20 protein-coding genes are annotated in these 17,641 nt (G+C 71.8%); 3 read left to right on the plus strand and 17 right to left on the minus strand.

Annotated elements, in window-relative coordinates; genetic code table 11:
• Positions 1-59: 59 nt before the first annotated feature.
• The 11 genes from O1G22_RS03020 to O1G22_RS03070 form a co-directional block, all read right to left on the minus strand.
• Positions 60-194, minus strand: a complete 135-nt coding sequence (locus tag O1G22_RS03020; RefSeq protein WP_270079836.1) for a hypothetical protein — start codon at positions 192-194, stop codon at positions 60-62.
• The gene (locus O1G22_RS03025; RefSeq protein ID WP_270079837.1) at positions 176-1,693 is read right to left on the minus strand and encodes an MFS transporter; all 1,518 of its coding nucleotides are present in this window, start codon (positions 1,691-1,693) and stop codon (positions 176-178) included. Before O1G22_RS03025 ends, O1G22_RS03020 begins: the two co-directional genes overlap by 19 nt.
• A gap of 83 nt (positions 1,694-1,776) precedes the next feature.
• Complete coding sequence (locus O1G22_RS03030) at positions 1,777-2,214, minus strand: TIGR03618 family F420-dependent PPOX class oxidoreductase (protein ID WP_225100028.1); 438 nt, start codon at positions 2,212-2,214, stop codon at positions 1,777-1,779.
• A 41-nt stretch (positions 2,215-2,255) separates the two neighbouring features.
• Complete coding sequence (locus O1G22_RS03035) at positions 2,256-3,872, minus strand: purple acid phosphatase family protein (protein ID WP_270079838.1); 1,617 nt, start codon at positions 3,870-3,872, stop codon at positions 2,256-2,258.
• Positions 3,873-3,924: 52 nt separating this feature from the next.
• Positions 3,925-4,245: a hypothetical protein gene (locus O1G22_RS03040; protein WP_428986314.1), complete on the minus strand. Its 321-nt coding sequence runs from the start codon at positions 4,243-4,245 to the stop codon at positions 3,925-3,927.
• Between the two features lie 105 nt (positions 4,246-4,350).
• Positions 4,351-5,880, minus strand: a complete 1,530-nt coding sequence (amaB, locus tag O1G22_RS03045; protein WP_270079839.1) for an L-piperidine-6-carboxylate dehydrogenase — start codon at positions 5,878-5,880, stop codon at positions 4,351-4,353.
• Positions 5,881-5,903: 23 nt separating this feature from the next.
• Entirely contained in the window at positions 5,904-7,301 is a 1,398-nt protein-coding gene (hglS, locus tag O1G22_RS03050; RefSeq protein WP_270079840.1) for a 2-oxoadipate dioxygenase/decarboxylase, read from the minus strand.
• Between the two features lie 23 nt (positions 7,302-7,324).
• Positions 7,325-8,497, minus strand: a complete 1,173-nt coding sequence (locus O1G22_RS03055) for an NAD(P)/FAD-dependent oxidoreductase (protein WP_270079841.1) — start codon at positions 8,495-8,497, stop codon at positions 7,325-7,327.
• Between the two features lie 51 nt (positions 8,498-8,548).
• Entirely contained in the window at positions 8,549-9,193 is a 645-nt protein-coding gene (locus tag O1G22_RS03060) for a dihydrofolate reductase family protein (RefSeq protein WP_270079842.1), read from the minus strand.
• A 55-nt stretch (positions 9,194-9,248) separates the two neighbouring features.
• Positions 9,249-9,455: an NUDIX hydrolase gene (locus O1G22_RS03065; RefSeq protein ID WP_270079843.1), complete on the minus strand. Its 207-nt coding sequence runs from the start codon at positions 9,453-9,455 to the stop codon at positions 9,249-9,251.
• Between the two features lie 224 nt (positions 9,456-9,679).
• Positions 9,680-10,393, minus strand: coding sequence for an SDR family NAD(P)-dependent oxidoreductase (locus O1G22_RS03070; protein WP_270079844.1), 714 nt, complete (start codon positions 10,391-10,393; stop codon positions 9,680-9,682).
• Between the two features lie 91 nt (positions 10,394-10,484).
• On the opposite strand from O1G22_RS03070, the gene O1G22_RS03075 reads away from it, so the two are divergent.
• Positions 10,485-11,321 carry a helix-turn-helix transcriptional regulator gene (locus O1G22_RS03075; RefSeq protein WP_270079845.1) on the plus strand — a complete coding sequence of 279 codons (837 nt, stop codon included), beginning with the start codon at positions 10,485-10,487 and terminating at the stop codon, positions 11,319-11,321.
• Here O1G22_RS03075 and O1G22_RS03080 read toward each other — a convergent pair.
• The gene (locus O1G22_RS03080) at positions 11,288-11,950 is read right to left on the minus strand and encodes a response regulator (RefSeq protein ID WP_270079846.1); all 663 of its coding nucleotides are present in this window, start codon (positions 11,948-11,950) and stop codon (positions 11,288-11,290) included. The genes O1G22_RS03075 and O1G22_RS03080 overlap by 34 nt on opposite strands.
• Positions 11,947-13,182, minus strand: a complete 1,236-nt coding sequence (locus tag O1G22_RS03085) for a sensor histidine kinase (protein WP_270079847.1) — start codon at positions 13,180-13,182, stop codon at positions 11,947-11,949. Before O1G22_RS03085 ends, O1G22_RS03080 begins: the two co-directional genes overlap by 4 nt.
• A 168-nt stretch (positions 13,183-13,350) precedes the next feature.
• Here O1G22_RS03085 and O1G22_RS03090 point away from each other — a divergent pair, with 168 nt between their 5' ends.
• Positions 13,351-13,929: a class I SAM-dependent methyltransferase gene (locus tag O1G22_RS03090; protein ID WP_270086306.1), complete on the plus strand. Its 579-nt coding sequence runs from the start codon at positions 13,351-13,353 to the stop codon at positions 13,927-13,929.
• A gap of 43 nt (positions 13,930-13,972) precedes the next feature.
• Here the strand turns inward: O1G22_RS03090 and O1G22_RS03095 are convergent, their stop codons facing one another.
• The 3 genes from O1G22_RS03095 to O1G22_RS03105 all read right to left on the minus strand — a co-directional run bounded on the left by O1G22_RS03095 (position 13,973) and on the right by O1G22_RS03105 (position 16,384).
• Positions 13,973-14,245, minus strand: a complete 273-nt coding sequence (locus O1G22_RS03095; protein WP_270079848.1) for a hypothetical protein — start codon at positions 14,243-14,245, stop codon at positions 13,973-13,975.
• Between the two features lie 187 nt (positions 14,246-14,432).
• Entirely contained in the window at positions 14,433-15,491 is a 1,059-nt protein-coding gene (locus O1G22_RS03100) for an alpha/beta hydrolase (RefSeq protein WP_270079849.1), read from the minus strand.
• Positions 15,492-15,664: 173 nt separating this feature from the next.
• A complete protein-coding gene (locus tag O1G22_RS03105; RefSeq protein ID WP_270079850.1) occupies positions 15,665-16,384 on the minus strand; it encodes an FAD binding domain-containing protein in 720 nt (239 codons plus the stop codon).
• Between the two features lie 242 nt (positions 16,385-16,626).
• Between O1G22_RS03105 and O1G22_RS03110 the strand changes: the two genes are divergently transcribed.
• On the plus strand, positions 16,627-17,037 hold the full coding sequence (locus O1G22_RS03110) for a VOC family protein (protein WP_270079851.1): 411 nt from the start codon (positions 16,627-16,629) through the stop codon (positions 17,035-17,037).
• Positions 17,038-17,074: 37 nt separating this feature from the next.
• Here O1G22_RS03110 and O1G22_RS03115 read toward each other — a convergent pair whose 3' ends face one another.
• Positions 17,075-17,629 carry a GNAT family N-acetyltransferase gene (locus O1G22_RS03115; protein WP_270079852.1) on the minus strand — a complete coding sequence of 185 codons (555 nt, stop codon included), beginning with the start codon at positions 17,627-17,629 and terminating at the stop codon, positions 17,075-17,077.
• Between the last annotated feature and the right edge of the window lie 12 nt (positions 17,630-17,641).

Here is a 17,641-nt window from a genome sequence, read left to right on the forward strand (position 1 = left end):
CGCTCCGACGGATGCCCTCCATGAACGGCATGCCAGGACCGACTCGCCGTTCTGTGACCTCACCGCGCCATCATCGGACGCGCGCCGGGGCGGACAACGGCGGCGGAGCGAGGGATCCGCTCCGGCACCCTGGCGGAGACCTCGTCGAGACCGCTGATCTCCTCCGGGATGAGGGTCAGCTCGGCGGAGGCCATGAGGGCGGGCAGGGTGTCCACCACGGCGAGTCCGGCGGCGGAGGGGTATCCGCTGGCGCGCTGCTCGCGCGAGACGCGCCCGAGGTCTTCCCTGGTGCCGTGCTTGCCCATGGAAGCCGCCGGCGTCCACGAAGGCGTCGAGCACCTGTCGGGAGGAGGGCTCGTCGCTGGTCCAGCCGAAGGTGTTGCCTCCCAGGGCGGGCGGGAGCACGTCGATTCCGCCGTGTCCGGGGCTCGTCATGAGTCATTCTGTGCCGTGGTGCCGTGGCGGCCGGACAGGTACGCGCCGAGGGCGACGCGGCGAGGGCGACCAGGGCGCAGACGGCGCCCCAGCCCAGCTGGGTGAACGCGCGCGTCCCCAGCCAGGAGCCGGCGCTGGCACCGACGAACCCGCAAGTCATGTAGCCGGTGTTGAGGCGACTGCGAGCCTCGGGACGCAGGGCGAAGATGCGGGCCTGGTCGGCCACCTGGCCGCACTGCACCGCCACGTCGATCAGGAGCAGCCCGGCGGCGAGCCCGACGAGGCCGGCCGGACCGCCCGCGAGGCCGGTGAGGAGGAGCGCGCCGGAGGCGAGGGCGAGCAGGACGCACCACAGGTTGACGCGGTCGGGGCCGTACCGGTCGACCCAGCGGCCGGCTGCGGGCGCCAGGAACATGCTGGCCGCGCCGATCAGTGCGAGCAGACCTACGGCCTGGGTTCCCATGCCGTAGCGAGGGCCCGTGATCAGCAGGGCGACCGCGGTCCAGACCGCGCTGAAGGCGCCGAAGACGGTGACCTGGAAGGAGACCGACCGCCGCAGCTGGGGCTCGTGGCGCAGCAGTCGGAGGGTGTCGGCGAGCAGGGTCGGATAGCGATCGCGCACGGCCGGGGCACTGCGCGGCAGGGCGAGGCCGAGCACGAGGGCCAGCAGACCGGTGAGCGCGGCCGCCACCAGGTACAGGGCGCGCCAGCCGAAGTGCTCGCCCAGTACGCCGCCGAAGGCGCGGGCCAGCAGGATGCCGCCGATCAGTCCGGCCTGCAGAGTGCCGGTGACCGCACCCCGGCGGTCGGGCTCGGCCATGCCCGCGGCCATGGGCAGCAGGATCTGCGGCACCACGGTGGCCGCGCCGACCGCCGCACCGGCGGCGAGCAGCGGCCCGACGGCCGGGGCGAGGCCGGCGACGAGCAGCGCGAGCGCGGTCACGGCCAACAGCAGCGTGACGAGCGGGCGCCGCGGCAGCCGGTCGCCGAGGGGCACCAGCAGGAAGATCCCGGCGGCATAGCCGAATTGCGTGACGGTTGCCAGAACGGCCGCCGCGTCCTGGCCGATGCCGAAGCCTCGCGCGATCAATGGCGTGATCGCCTGCGGGAAGTAGACGTTCGCCACGGCGACCCCGCAGGCCAGCGCCATCACCAGGGGCAGCCCGCCGCCCAGCCCCGCCGCAGCCTGCCGCCCAGCCCCGCCTGGGCCGGCGCGGCCGTGATAGCGGTGCGGGAGACGGCAGGCCTCTCCCTCCAATCAAACGAACTAGATGGTTCGCCAGCCTGACACGGCTCTATTCGCGAGGCAAACGAGCCAGTTCGTTCGCTCCTACTCGCAGGTCACGAGGGGATGATGCCGGGCCGGAACGGTTCGACGCCCACGATGTGGCGCACCCGCTCCGGCTCGACCAGGACATGGACCCGCTGCTCGCCTTCGATCAGCCAGGGGTATCCGTCGAGGCCCAGGTACCTGCGGGCCAGCCGGTCCATGCCGCGCTCGGCCTCCTCCCCCGTCACGAAGCGCACCGCGCGGCCGGAGATCTGTACCCGGTCGTAGGGGTTCTCGGCGTCGGCGTGCGAGAGGTGGACCCGGGCGTCGTGGCGAAGGTTCTCCTCCTTGATCCGGCCGACCGAGGTGTTGAAGACGATCAGTCCGTCCTCCAGTCCCACCCACATCGGCGTGACATGCGGCGCCCCGTCCGGCGTCACCGTGGCCACGTACCAGAAGTTCGGCTCCTCCAGTCGCTTGCGCACCTGCTCGGTCAACTCCGCTGCCATGAACGGTCCTTCCCGTGATCGGCTCTTCCACGGGCACTCTGTCACAGCCGCTCGGCGTGCCCGTCGGAACGCCTGCGGTGCAGGGTGAAGGTCTCGAACACCGACAACTCGCCGTGCGGCTTGTTCACGTTGTAGTAGGTCACGTGCATCCGTGTCGTGTCACCGGCGTGCCGGCCGGGGTCGACGGTGAACGCCGCGAAGCCATAAGGGTGTTCGACGTCCCGGACGCCCGTCCAGACCGCCTCCTCCTTGGTGTAGGTGGAGGTGCGCTTGCCGTTCGCGCCGGCTGTCGCGGACACCGCGGTGATCACCTTCGCGGTGCCGTCGGTGAAGAACTTCTGGTTCGTCGTTCCCGAGACGCCTCCGCCGCCGAGGATCATGTGCACGGTGCCCATGCCCGTGTCGATGGAGTCGGTGGCCTGGGAGACCGGGCGGGGTGTGAGCGTCTCGCTGCCCGGGACGACACCCCGGACGGCCAGCGAGCGTTCGTAGTTGTGCTCGTGACCGCACAGGACGAGATCGACGCCGTACCTGTCGAACAGGGGGCCGTACTTCTGGCGCAGGCCCAGGTCGGCGCCGTTCGCGTCCGAGGAACTGATCATCACCTGGTGCATCGCGACGACGATCCAGTCGACCTCCCGGGAGGAGCGGGCGGCCTTCAGCTCCCGCTCCAGGAAGGCGAGTTGACGTCCGCCGGAGTAACCGCTGATGTAGTGGTCGCCGCCGTCCTGGAGGCAGTTGTCGTCGTTCTGCAGCACGATCACCCGGACCGAGCCGACCGTGAACGCGTACCACAAGCCGGCCAGTTCGGCGTCGGTCTCGGTGGAGGGCAGGGAGAAATAGGTCTGGTAGGCGTCGAGGCCGAGCGCGCCGTTGGCCTTCTCGATCTCGTGGTTGCCGGCGGCCGGCATCCATGGACGGAAGCGCGCCGAACGGGTGTTGTTGGTGAAGAAGTTGTTCCAGGTGCGGACCCGGTCGACGTCGAGGTTGGCGTAGCAGAGATCGCCGTTGAGGAGGTGGAAGAGCGGGGCGACCTGTTCGATGCCGGTGACGATGTCCTTCGTCGCGGGGGTCGAGTTCGCGTCCAGGGCCACTGTGCCGTCCGCCGCCCAGGTCACCTGCGGAGCGGACTGGTCGCCGAAGCTGGTGAAGGTGAACGGCTCGCGTCCGCGCGGGGCCGTGCGGAACGTACCGCTGTCGGGCGTCGCCCCCTCGTGCGTGGCGAGGTAGAGGTAGTCGGTCCCAGGGGTGAGGCGGTTCAGCGAGGCGTGGTGGACGTAGACGGTACGGCCGGAGGTGCCGTCGACGTAACTGACCGTGCGGGCCGGCGCGCCGGACCCGAAGCCGTGCTCCAGCGTGCCGTAGTGAACCACGGGTCTGGTCACCGGTCGGTCGGTGAGCCACGAGACCGTCATCTGGGTCCGCGGGTCCGCCCCGAAGGTCAGATGCAGTCCCTGCACCGGAGGTGCGCCGGCCGAGTCCGCGGTGCGGTGGAGCGCCGGGGCGCCGAGCGGGGCGGCCTGCGCCGGGCCCGCTCCCAGCAAGGGGGTGACGGCCGCGCCCGCCCCCGCGGTGCCGAGAAGCCCCAGTGCGTGACGGCGGCTGACCCCGTCGGAAGCCGTCGGCGACCCGTCCGGGGTGTCTGCCTGTGCGGTCATGATGCCCTCCCTGCCGAACAGTTGAGCTGACGCCCCCGCACACTGGCGCCCCTCAGCGGCGCCCGGGTGAACACCGCATGACCACCTGGTCATCGTGTGGCAGGCAACGGGTCAGCCAGTCGTCCAGTACGGCGAAGTCGGGCTCCGTGAGTCCGGTCCTGGAGTCGATGGGGGGGAGGAGGGCCGGCCCTCGGTGGTGCGTGGACAGCCAGGCCCGGTCGAGTTCGGTGATCGCGTCGTCCACCCAGATGAACGGGCGCCCCGCCGCGGCCCGGACAAGGGCACTGGTCTTCCAGTTCAGCGCGCCCGCCCCGGCCCCCTCCGGCACCTCCGGCAAGTCCGCCACCGGAAGCTCGGGCAGCGGAGCTATCACCTCCTCCGTCGTAGGGCATAAGCGTTCCGTCGACGTCCAGGAAGAGCCACGGGAGCAGCACGGGATCGTTCTTGGCCACACGCCAGCCGCTCGCGTGGCGCCCGGTCAGAGGAAGCTGATGCCCTGGGCGAGGGGGAGTTCGCTGGAGTAGTTGATGGTGTTGGTGGCCGGGCGCATGTAGGACTTCCAGGCGTCGGAGCCGGATTCCCGGCCGCCGCCGGTGTCCTTCTCGCCGCCGAACGCGCCGCCGATCTCGGCTCCGGAGGTGCCGATGTTGACGTTGGCGATGCCGCAGTCGGAGCCGGCCGCGGACAGGAAGATCTCGGCCTCCTGCTGGTCGCGGGTGAAGATGCTGGACGACAGGCCCTGGGGGACGTCGTTGTGGAGCGTGATCGCCTCGTCGAGGGTGTCGTAGGTGAGGACGTACAGGATCGGCGCGAAGGTCTCCTCCCGTACGACGTCGGTCTGTTCGTCGACGCGGACGAGCACCGGTTCGGTGTAGGCCGCCGCAGGTGCCGCCGTGGCGAGGCGCCGGTTTCCGCCGGCGAGGATCTTGCCGCCCTGGGCCTGGACGCGGGTGAGGGCGCTGTGCATGGCGTCGAGGGCCGAGGTGGAGATGAGCGGGCCGACGAGTGTGGTGTCGTCGAACGGGTTGCCGATGGGCAGCCTGGTGTATGCGGCGGTCAGCCGCTCGATGAGGGTGTCGGCGATGTCGCGGTGGACGATGAGACGGCGCAGGGTCGTACAGCGCTGGCCCGCGGTGCCGGCCGCGGCGAAGACGATGGCCGGGACGGCGAGGTCGAGGTCGGCGGACGGGGCGACGATCGCGGCGTTGTTGCCGCCGAGTTCCAGCAGGCTGCGGCCGAAGCGGGCGGCGACACGGGGGCCGACCTCCCGGCCCATGCGGGTGGAGCCGGTGGCGCTGACCAGGGCGACGCGGGCGTCGTCCACGAGCTTCTCGCCGACCGTGCGGTCCCCGAGGAGCAGGCGGTGGACAGCGCGCGGGGCGCCGGTCTCGGCGGCGGCGCGGGCGAGCAGGTGGTCGCAGGCCAGGGAGGTCAGCGGGGTGAGTTCCGAGGGCTTCCAGATCACGGTGTCGCCGCAGACCAGGGCGATGGCGGTGTTCCAGGACCAGACGGCGGCGGGGAAGTTGAAGGCGGAGATGACGGCGACGACGCCCAGGGGGTGCCAGGTCTCGGCGAGCCGGTGGCCGGGGCGTTCGGAGGCGATCGTGCGGCCGTAGAGCTGGCGGGACAGGCCGACCGCGAAGTCACAGACGTCGATCATCTCCTGGATCTCGCCGAGCGCCTCGGAGCGGATCTTGCCCGCCTCGATGGTGACGAGGTCGGCCAGGTCGCTCTTGTGCTCGCGCAGCAACTCGCCCAGTCGGCGGACGAGTTCACCTCGGCGCGGCGCGGGCGTGACGCGCCAGGCCAGGAACGCCGTACGGGCGGCGGTGACGGCGTCTTCGGTGTCGGCGTCGGTGGCGGCCGTCAGTCCGAAGAGGTTCTCACCGGTCAGGGGCGAGCGGGCCGGGAGATCGTCGCCCTCGGGTACGTCGGCGCCGATGGTCCCGAGGGCGGCACGGGCGCGGGTGCGCAGCTCGTCCGTGGTGGGCAGTGCGGTGCTGGTCATGGGAGTCCCTTGAGGTGTGAGGGTCAGCCGAGGGTGGCGGGGAGGTCCAGCTCGCGGGCGACCTGTGCGAGGGAGCGGTTCTGCTGCTCCTCGTACAGCGCGAAGGGGTCGAGGACGTCGCGGCCGATGGCGCCGGAGAGCCAGTCGGCGTCGTACGCGGCGCCCTGCCGGCCGTCGTCGCGGGTGCCGTCGCCGCTGAGGTTGGACTGGAAGATGCCGGCGGCGGAGCGGGGCAGGAAGTCCTCGTAGACGATGGGCTCGGCGCGGACCCAGCCCTGCCGCACCAGTTCGGCGAGGGTGGTGGGCGGCCGGCTGCCGTCGCGGGGCCGGTCGTCGGTGACCCGATAGGTGAAGAAGGCCAGTCCCCCGGCGGCGAGTTCCTCCTCGCTGCCGGGCATGTGCCGCTCCCACACCGCGCGTGCGATGTCCCCGCGGGCTTCCATGGGGTTCTGAGCGGCCTGCTCGTCGATACGGCCGAGGAGTTCGTCGTAGCGGGCACGGCCCTGGCGGGTGAGGGCGATGCCACGGGCTTCGACCTCGCCGAAGCGGACCCGCAGGGTGCCGCTGACGACCCTGCCGTCCGGGTTGCGCATGGCGCGGGGTTCGGCCAGGGCGCGGAAGGAGGTCTGCCGCAACAGGACGTCGGGGCCCTGCCAGGCGGGCGGGCCCTGGATGGTGTCGATCATCTGGATGCCGCGGTCGGTCATACGGCGGTACAGCTCGTCGATGTCGAGGACGCGCGGGGTGAGGTGGTTGATGTGTGTGCTGCGGACGCCGCCGATGTCCGCGGCGACGGCGGAGACCTTCTCCAGGGTCTCGTACCACGCCCGGTCGACCGGTTCGGCCGACAACTCGAAAGCTGCGACCGCCAGTTGAAGGAACCGCTCGGCCTCGGCGTCGGGCAGTGCGCGCTCGGCGGCGGCGCGGTCGGCCAGCGTGAGCAGCTCGGGCGGGAAGAGTTCGCGGCCGGCGAGGAAGGCCTCCAGGCGCGAGCGCAGGCCGGCGTCGAAGAAACGGGGGTCGGCGGGGGTGAGCATGGAGGTGAACACCCGGAAGGGGTTGCGTGCGAGTTCCGCGCCGTCGACGGGCCGGAAGGCGGTGGAGATGACGGGTACGGCGCTGGCGGCGGCCTCCCTCAGGTCGTAGAAGCCGACGGGGTGCATGCCGAGAGCGGCGAAGACGCGGGTGACCTGCCGGAGTTCCCGTGGCGTGCCGACGCGGATGGCTCCGTGCCGCTCGGCGGTCACCCGGCCGATGGACCCGAGGCGTTCGGCGTCGGCTCCCCGCGCGCGCAGGACGTCCTCGTTCACCTCCCGTGAGACGTCCACGAGCGTGGTGTAGGCGGGCACCTCCTGCCCGTACATGTGCGACAGCCGCGCCGCGAACGCGGCCCGCAGCCGCCACTGGCTGATCGTGGGCATGGTTCGGCCTCTCGGTCGGGGGTTCACACCACGTGGGCTTCGGGGCGGGTGCCGGTGCCGTGGCGGAACCGGTCGGCGCTGAGCGGCGCGATGTCGGTGAACGGCGCGCGGCCCAGGTACAGATCGCGCATCACTTCGCCGACGGCGGGCGCCTGCAAGAAGCCGTGGCCGGAGAATCCGGTGGCGTACAGGAAGCCGGGCAGCGCGCCGGAGCGGCCGATCAGCGCGTTGTGGTCCGGTGTGACCTCGTACAGGCCGGCCCATCCGCCGACGGTCCTCATCTCGGCCAGCGCCGGGGCACGGCGGCGGGCGACCTCGCGGAACAGCTCCAGCCAGTGCGGGGTCCAGGTGGTGTCGAAGCCCTCCTCCTGACCGGGATCCGCCAGTCCGAGCAGCAGGCCGTCGTCGCTGTTGTGGAAGTAGGCGGTCGAGGAGAAGTCGATGGTGAACGGGATGCGCGGGGCGGGCGGGAACAGCGGTGCGGTGAACGCCAGCTGCCGCTTCACCGGCCGCACCGGGAGGTCGACGCCCACCATGGCGCCGATCCGCGCCGACCAGGCCCCTGCCGTACAGATGACGGTGGAGCACGCGATGCGGCCGTGGCTGGTTTGTACGGCGGCGATGCGGTCTCCGGCCGTGTCGATGCCGTGGACGCCGGTGTGGGTGGCGACGGTGACACCGGCCCGCGCCGCCGCCCGCGCGTATCCCTGGACGACCCGTGCGGGGCGGGCGTGCCCGTCGGCCGGGGAGTACGCGGCGGCGACGAGGCCCTCGGTGCTGACGTACGGGCACAGCCGCCGGGCCTCCTCCGGGCTGATCATGCGGCTCGGCACGCCGAGGCTGTTCTGGAGCCCGACTCCGGCCTCGAAGTCGCTCGCCTGCCGTGCGCTGTCGAGCAGGAAGAGATAGCCGACGGTGTCGAGCCCGATGTCGGCGCCGGGCCGGTGGGCGAACTCCCGGAAGGCACGCAGACTGCGGTTGCCCAGCTCGATGTTGAGCGGATCGGAGAACTGGGCGCGTACCCCGCCGATCGGCTTGCCCGAGCTGCCGCGGCCGAGGTCGCCGCGTTCGACGAGGACGATGTTCCGCACCCCGGCCTCGGCGAGGTGGAAGGCGGTGCTCGCACCCATCACGCCACCACCGATGATCACGACGTCGGCGGAGGCCGGGACCGTACGGAAGGCGGAGGAGGACAAACAGACCACTCCCTTGCACAGCGATGCCGGTCAGGTGTCCGCGCCCCGGTGTCACCTTCGCCAGAACAGGTGATGCGTCACGCCGCTCGGGCTGGGCACGACCTCAAGGTGGAACCGGTCGAGCAGTTCGTCGGGGGACTCCCAGAGTCGTACACCGGACCCGAGCTTCACCGGCGAGACCGCCACATGCAGGGTGTCGACCAGGTCGGCGTCCAGGAACTCCCGGATCGTGGTGGCTCCCCCGCCGAGTCGGACGTCCTTGCCCTGCGCTGCCTCCCGTGCCTGCGCCAGGACCGTGGCAGGGTCGCCGTCGACGAAGTGGAACGTGGTGTCGGAGAGCGTGAACGAGGGACGCTTGTGGTGGGTCATGACGAACACCGGGGTGTGGAAGGGGGGTTCGTCACCCCACCAGCCGCGCCACTCGTGATCCTGCCAGGGTCCGCGCTGGGGCCCGAACTTGTTGCGGCCCATGATCTCGGCACCGATGTTCCGGGCGAAGTCCCGGGTGAAGTAGTCGTCGAGTCCCCGGCTCCCGCCCGGGTCGGTGCGCATCGGCCAGCTCGCCGTGGCACCGGCCCAGGAGAACAGCCTCCCGGGGTCGACGTGGCCGAACGGCCTCTCGAAGGTCTGGTCCTCGCCGGCGCCGATTCCGTCGCTGGAGACGTTGAAGTTCTGCACCCTGAGCAGCTGAGCCACGTGTTCCTCCCTGGGCAGTCGATGACCATGGTGAGACTCTCCGGGCCGCGAAAACTCATCGCTGCGTCCGCGCGGCGTCGAGAATCTTGAGCGTCCCGGTGTGGGCGGAGGGCAACAGGCCGGCCAGGGCGTCCGGCGCGACGAAGGCGTGGTCGTCGTGCTCGTGGCTCAGGCGGATCGCGGTGCCTTCGACGTCGGCGCGATGGTGGATGCCGATGAGCTTCGGCACGGTACTCAGCTCGGCACCCGTCTCCTCGCGCATCGCACCCTCCAAGATCACTTTTTCCCAGCCGTCCGTGCGTCTATGCCCCTGTGCCGGAATTTCCGCCCCTGCCCTCAGTACGTCACCGTGATCCGTCGTGCCGGGCCGTCAGCCGCTGAACGGACCACGCCTCGGCACGCCGCCCCATCAACGCGTACGGGCGCCCGATCTCGGTCATCAGTCCGCCGCCGTGGCAGGCCCGTGCCCGGCGACCGTGTGGGCGGTCACCAGGGCACCGGTGTCCCGTCCCAGGAGAAGAACCCGCCCGTCGGCCCGTCGTCCGGGAGCAACGCGAGTCGTACGGCTCCGCGTGCGCCCTCTTCCGGGTCGCCGCCCACCGCCCTGGCCCGGGGGTTGAGATCGGTGGCCCGTGCACCGGGGGCGAGCGCGTTCACCTTGAAGGGAGCGCCGAGCGTCTGGGCGTAGAAGACGGTGAGCGCGTTGAGCGCGGACTTGGCGGAGCGGTAGGCGGCGCCGTAGCCGTTGCCCGGGGTGAATTGCGGGTTGGGGCCGGTGCTCCAGGTGAGGGAAGCGGTGCCGCTGGAGACGTTCACGATGCGGGGCCGGTCCGAGCGGCGCAGGGCGGGCAGGAAGGCGTTGGTGACGGCGACCACGCCGAAGACGTTCGTCTCGTACGTCCGGCGGAAGTCCGCCAGGGTGGCCTCGGCGGGCGGGTCGAGGGTGACGGCGATGCCGGCGTTGTTGACGAGCACGTCGAGACGGTCGACGCGGGCCGCGGCGCGTGCGACGCCGTCCGCGTCGGTGACGTCGAGGAGCAGCGGGCGGGCACCGGCGCCGATCTCCGCCGCCGCGGCCGTTCCGCGTCCGGCGTCACGGGAGCCGACGTACACGGTGAAACCCTCGGTGGCGAGCAGGCGGGCGATGTGGTGGCCGATGCCCTTGTTGGCACCGGTGACGAGTGCTGTGCGATCGTTCATGCCGGCCACGATTCCCCGGCCGGCGCCGTCCTGCCAGGGATCACCTGTACCAGGCAGCATCGTGTACCGGGCCGGACTGGGAGGCAACGGCATGGCGAGGCAGGAACTGGCCCGCTTCCTACGGGAACGCCGGGCGGCGCTCAGCGCGCGGGAGGTCGGCCTGCCGGACGGCGTCCCGCGCCGGACACCCGGCCTGCGCCGGGAGGAGGTCGCGGAGCTGGCCCATATGTCGGTCGACTACTACGTCCGGCTCGAACAGGCCCGCGGGCCCCGCCCCTCCCCCCGCGTCCTGGACGCGCTCGCCTCCGCGCTGCGGCTCGCCCCGGCCGAGCGCACTCCTCTGTTCCGGCTGGCCGGCTCGGCCGCCCCGCCCGCCACCCGGCCCGTGCGGCGGGTGCGCCCGCAGGTGGCGCGGATGCTTGAGCGGCTGCCCGCGACCGCGGCGATCGTCACCGACGCCACCTACGGCGTCGTCGCCTGGAATCGGGCCGCCCGGGCCCTGCTCGGCGACGACCTGGTACGGGACACGGCCAACCTGGCCCGGCGGCGCTTCCTCGGTGAGGGGCGCACGTACGAGACGTCCGGGACACCGGAGTTCGGGCACATCGCGGTGGCGCGGCTGCGCCGGGCCGCGGAACGCTACCCGCAGGATCCCCAACTCGCCGCCATGCTGGAGGAGTTGCATGCCGAGAGCGACGAGTTCCGGAAGATCTGGCAGACCCATCCGGTGCACGCGCCGGGTCACCGCGCCAAGACCCTGGACCATCCGGAGCTGGGCAGGCTGCGGTTGAACTGCGATGTGCTGCTGGTCCCGGAGGACGACCAGGAGGTGGTCCTGATCACGGCCGAGCCCGGTTCGCCCTCCGCCGGCGCCCTGGAGTCCCTCGTCACCGGTCAGGCGCCCACCCGGACCAGTCCGCTCTCGTAGGCGAAGATCACGGCGTGCACGCGGTCCCGGAGGTCCAGCTTGGCCAGGATCCGGCCGAGATGGGTCTTCACCGTCGTCTCGCCGAGGTGCAGCCGGCCGGCGATCTCCCGGTTGCTCAGGCCGCGCGCGACCAGTGTGAGCACCTCCCGTTCCCGGTCCGTCACCAGGCCGAGGCGATCGGTGTGGACGGCGGAGCTCTCCGGCAGCACGAAGCGCTCCACCAGGCGGCGGATCACCGAGGGAGCCATCATCACGTCGCCGCGCAGGACGGCGCGGACGGTCACCAGGATCTCCTCGCCGAGCGCGTCCTTCACCAGGAAGCCGCTGGCCCCGGCGCGCAGCGCACCGTAGGCGTACTCGTCGAGGTCGAACGTCGTCACCACGAGCACCTTGGGCGCGGCCGGGCCGGCGCACAGCCGACGGGTGGCGGCGAGGCCGTCCACGCCGGGCATGCGGATGTCCATCAGGACCAGGTCCGGGCGGAGTTCGGCGCTGCGTTCCAGCACCGTCTGCCCGTCCGCCGCCTCACCGACCACCGTGAGATCGGGCTGGCTGTCGATGACCATGCGCAGTCCCATCCGGATCAGTTCCTGGTCGTCGCAGAGCAGGATCCGGGACGGGGCGCTCACCGGGTCACCGCCGGGACCGGCTGGGGCCGCAGGCTCGCGGTGACGCGCCAGCCACCGTCGGGGGTGGGACCGGCCGTCACGGCGCCGCCGTGCCGGGCGGCCCGTTCCCGCATGCCGGTGAGGCCGCGTCCGCCGGAGGGCGGTGCGGGACGGGTGGCGGTGGCGCCGGCGATGGCGTCCGTGCCGTCGATGCCGTGGGTGCCGCCGGCCGTGTTGTCGACGCGGACGTGGATCCGGCGGTCCGGGCCCGGCGCGCCGAGGTCGACCCGCACCCGGGCCCGCGCGCCCGGCAAGGCGTGCTTGGCCACGTTGGTCAGCGCCTCCTGCACGATCCGGTACGTCTCCTCGACCACCTCCTCCGGCACCTCCGCGCGCTCGCCGAGCAGTTCGAGGACGGTGTCGGTGGGACAGCGGGCGACGAGCGGGGCAAGGTCGTCCAGGGTGTGCGCGGCCACATCCTCCTCGCCGCGCAACACGTCCAGCAGGCGCCGGAGTTCTCCGAGCGCGTCCCGCCCGGTGGCGCCGATCACCGCGAGGGCCCGGTCGGCGGCCGTGGGGTCGGTGGCACCGGCCAGCCGGGCGCCCTCGGCGTTGAGGACCATCACCGTCACGCCGTGCGCGAGGACGTCGTGGATGTCACGGGCGATACGGGCCCGTTCCTCGGCGACGGCGGCACGGGCCAGCGCCAGCCGCGTCGACTCGGCGAGCTCGGCGCGCCGGGCGAACTCGCCGAGGTAGGCGCGGCGGGCCCGGACGTACGCGCCGCACATCCAGGAACCGGCGAGCCAGAACAGCACGGACGCCGGAGTGAACCACACAGTGCGGTCCCGGGCGGCGGCTGCCGTCAGCCAGTCCGGCACCCACAGCAGGACACACGACGCGGCGCACACCGCGAGGACGGCCGCCTGCCGACGCAGCCCCCGCACCACCAGGGTGTAGAAGACCGCGGCCAGCGCGATGACCCCGCGCCCCGGTTCCTGACCCCACACGTGCCACAGGTACTGCGCCCAGAAGGCGGCCGTGACGACCGCGGCGGCCGCCACCGGCCGGGTGCGCCGCACGAGCAGGGGCAGTACGAAGGCGGCGTACACCATGACCTGCACCCACACAGGCCGCCAGCCGGGCCGTTCGCCGAGCACCGGGGGTACGGCGACGAGGGCGACGAGCACGGCGTCGGTCAGCCAGGGGTGGCGCAGCCGCAGACGCGGCAGGGTCTGGATCAGGCGAAGCACCGGTTCACGCTACGGCTCCGGCGGCCTGCCGGGCGTCGTCCCAGGGTCGTCACCGGGGTCCTCCCCCAGAGCTACCCGGACGGACCCTGAGGACTACCCGGGCGAGGCCCGGAAGACCACCCGGGCGGGCCAGGGACACGACGCGTGGCCACGCGGCCGCCGCCGAGCATGTCGGCCGTGTCACTCACCACTCAATTCCTCAGGCGCCCCCTCATGACCGGCGCGGTGGCCGCCAGCTCGCGCCGGCTGGCCCGGGCCATGACCCAGCACATCGGACTGGAGGAGGCGAAGCTCGTCGTCGAACTCGGCCCGGGGACCGGCGTGTTCACCGACGCCGTGCTCGGGCTGCTGGCACCGGACGCCCGGCTCATGGCCATCGAACTCAACCCGCACCTGGCCGAGCGGCTGGTGGCCACCCGACGCGACGACCGGCTCACGGTGGTGCACGGGGCCGCGGCCGAGCTGGCGCGGGCCGCGGGCGGGCCGGTGGACGCGGTGGTGTCCGGGCTGCCGTGGACCGTGATGCCGCCGGACGAACGGCGGCGGACGCTCGACGCGGTGGTGCGCGCGCTGACGCCGAACGGCCGGTTCACCACCTTCGCCTATCTGCACGCCGCGTGGACGCCGCCCGGCCGCCGCCTCGCCGCCGACCTCCGGAACCGCTTCCACGCGGTTGACCGCGGCCCAGTGGTGTGGCCCAACCTTCCGCCGGCCTTCGTACACCGGGCGGTCTCGCCCAGACAGTGACCCGGCCCCGCGCTCGTGATGCCGATGGCGGTGTCGGGGACTCTCACGGTGCGTCGCCGACCCAGTCGAAGCGGCGCGGATCGCCGGGGCGCGGTGCGTACAGCGCCCGGCCGCCGGCGCCGAACCGCCCCAGTTCGGTGGCCAGGGCGACACCGGGGCCGAGCTCGTCCGGCGTCCGGTCGGTGACGTCGAGCAGCAGCCCGTCCAGTGGGCCGCCCACCAGTTCCACGTACCGCTGCCCCGCCCGCGGGCCCGGTCGGTCGTAGTCCTGGCCGTACACCCGGCCGCGCAGCAGTTGCTCGTCGTCACTGTCCATGGGGACCAGCCTCGCAGGCACCACTGACACAGCGAGATCCTGGCAAGGGCGTTCCGTGATCCTGCGTGATGTGTGGCCTCGGCTGCCCGGTGGGGGCCGCTGGGATTCGGCGCGGCGAAGCACAAGGCCGGCTGCTCGTCAGGTCACAGCAGGTCTTGAGGGTGCCGGTGCGTCCTTCGCTGTCCGGTCATCCCTTCGGCGCGGTGGTGTGGCGGCTGAGGAAGCTGAAGGCGGCCGGGTACAGACGCGTCCAGGTGTTGTAGTTGTGGCCGCCGTCGGGCAGCACCATGGTCTGGGTCTGGACCCTCGTCGCGGCAGCGTCCCTCGCGAACTGCTCGATGTAGTGCGGCGGGCTGAGCCGGTCCTCGGCCGAGGTGGCCAGAAACAGGCTGACCGACGCGGTGCTGCGCTTCACCATGTACGTGGGGCTGGTGTGCTCGCGTGCCACCGGGTCCTCGATGACGCCCGTGTCGCCGGTCAGCGCGTCGGGATCCAGCGCGGCGCCGACGCCGAAGACCTTCGGGTAGGCCAGCGGGAGCCGCGCGGCGCAGAAGCCTCCGGTGGAGAAGCCCATGACGCCCCAGCCCTTGGGGCCGGGCAGGGTGCGGAACGTGTGGCTGATCAGTTCCGGCACGTCACGCGCCATCCAGGTGGCGACCTTCCGGTTGGGCTGGTCGGTGCAGTCGGTGTCGACGCCGCCCGGGTCGACCACCGGCATGGCCAGGATGAAGGGGTGTGAGGTGCGCGCGTTCATCAGCTGCTGGAAGTCATGGGGCATGCCGCCGTGTTCCAGCCAGGACGCGGGGCTGCCCGGTACGCCGTGCAGGAGCAGCACGACCGGGAAGCGGGTGTGGCGGTACCGGGGCTGGCTGTACTGCGGCGGCGTCCATACGATGACCTGCCCCGACAGTTGCGAGTGCTTGCCCCGGAAGTAGGTGTCGAGCATCCCCGAGTCGCCGTGGGTGAACTTCGCGCGGTCGGCCGGGGGGCCGGGCATGGCGACGGCGGCCCCGTTGGCGTTGCCCAGCAGGTCGTCCCAGGAGGCGTACAGGCCGTAGTCGTTGTTGATCCAGGTCGCCACCACCGAGATCGCGGTGAGCTGGCACAGGCCGATCATCATCAGCCGCAGCAGCCAGCGCAGTGAGTGGGGGCCTCTGAGCCGTGACCAGAGCACCAGGGTGCCGGCCACGCACACGGCGGTGGCCACGATCAGCAGGACGAAGAACGGCGTCCCGGTCAGGCTCATGATCATTCCCCCAGTCACCAAAGGCACCCCCGATGACGTGTCGCGAGCACCGTGCGTTCCGGTCCGGCCCGAGGAAGTGACACAGATGACACTCCAGCGAGAGCGCAGAAGCCCGCCGCATCATCGCGGCGGGCCCCCTCCTGGACCGGTCGTCGCTGTGGGTGATCGCTGACTCAGTCCGTACCGGGACGGCTCAGGAGACCGGTGACCTGGGCGCGGACGGCGTCCCATGCGGGGGTCGGCAGGTCGCCGAGGGCCGTCGTACGCAGCGCGTGCAGGGTCTCGTCGGGGTCGGGGGCACAGGTGATGGTGCCGCTGAGCACGTCGTAGCCGTCGCGTACGGCCACCCGCAGACGGTCGCCGCCGTCCTCCGCATACCGTGCCGAGGCGACGACCAGGGGCGGCGGGCCGCCTGCCTCACCGGGCAGCTTGCGGTAAGCGCTGGCGATCGGGGTGCGCCAGTGCAGGCTGAGCAGGAGGGGGTGCTTGGTGACCAGTTCGCCCAGGTCCGTCTCGCGGACGCCGTCGGGTTCCAGGACCGTCGCCCGGGCGTCGAGGACGAGTGCCGCGGGGAGCAGGCAGCGCAGTGTGCTGCCGACGACGTTCCCGCCGACCGTCGCCGTCCTCCGCACGGCCCCGGTGCCCACCGTGGCGGCCGCGAGGCGCAGCACGTCAGGTACCCGGTCGTCGATGCGGTGCAGGACCACGGCGGCCCCCACGGACTCCCGGCCCAGCACGTTCGCCTCCGGCACCTCACGCAGGGACACCGCCAGGTCGGGGAATCCGTCCCGCTGCCACGTGGCCCACACCAGCGTGGCCCCGCCGATCGGCACAGCACCTTCGGCCAGGCACTCCTGCGTTTCGGACACCGACGTGGGCAGACGCAACAACACGGCGACCGACCTGCCTTCCCCACCTTGGACGAATGCGGTGGGTCACTTCTGGGCCACTCCACCGCCGCCAGGGCAGTTTTCTCGCCCGGACGGGGGCGCATACAGGGCTCACACGCGCAGGGAGGCGCAGATCACGAACCCGGGAAAGGAGTGCCCACGCATGTGACGGAACGTCAGTTTCGCTGTGGCACCGGATACCATGACCGCGTCTCGCCCCCTGATGGCGCCGAAGGAGCACGTACATGGACATCACGACGCCACAGAAGATCACCACGTTCCTGATGTTCGAGGGCACCGCCGAAGAGGCGATGACCTTCTACATCTCGCTCTTCGACGACGCCGAGGTCGTCAACATCACCCGCTACGGCGCCGACGGTCCCGGCAAGGAGGGGAGCGTGCAGCACGCCACGTTCTCACTCGCGGGCCAGCACTACATGTGCATCGACAGCCCCGCGCAGCACGAGTTCACCTTCACGCCCTCGATCTCGCTCTTCGTGCAGTGCGAGAACGAGGCCGAGCTCGACCGCCTCTACGCGGCCCTCGCCGAGCAAGGCACCGAGCTCATGCCTCTGGGGACCTACGGATTCAGCACCAAGTTCGGCTGGGTCAACGACCGCTTCGGCGTCTCCTGGCAGCTGAACCTGCCCGCCTGAGCCGGACACGGGGGCGTTCCGGCCGGCGGCACGCAGGTCAGACCAAGTCCTGCGCGGGGTCGATGACCCAGTGGTTGGACCTGAGGATCCGGCCTGCGAAGGTCACGTCGGTCTGCGAGAGGAGCCGGAAGCCGACGGAGCGGCAGATGCCGTTCGAGGCCGCGTTGGCCGTCGCCGGGAAGGCGTGCACGAGGCCCCAGCGGTCTTGGTCACGGGCCTGCGCCAGGAGGGCGCGGACGGCGCGCTTGCCCAGCCCCTGGCCCTGGAATTCCGGCAGAACCATCCAGCCGATCTCGGACATCGCTCCGTCGCCGGTGTCATCGCCGTCCCAAGGGTCATCGATGTCGTCGCTGTCGTGGGATGCGTGGGACCAGATGGTCACCGTTCCCGCGACCACGTCGGGGCGGGCCGGATCGGGAACGATCGCCTTGATCCAGGAGACATCAGCGGCCGCCTCCCGCGCATCTCTGCGGACCTTGTCCGCCATGCCCGCGCGCGGCAGCGGTCCGCCGAGGTCGGCCATCATGACCGGATCGCATCGCATCCGGACGTAGGCGTCGACATCGTCCGGTACGACGTTGCGCAACTCCACCGGGCTCCTCCT

This window comes from Streptomyces camelliae (genome assembly GCF_027625935.1).
GTDB lineage: Bacteria > Actinomycetota > Actinomycetes > Streptomycetales > Streptomycetaceae > Streptomyces > Streptomyces camelliae.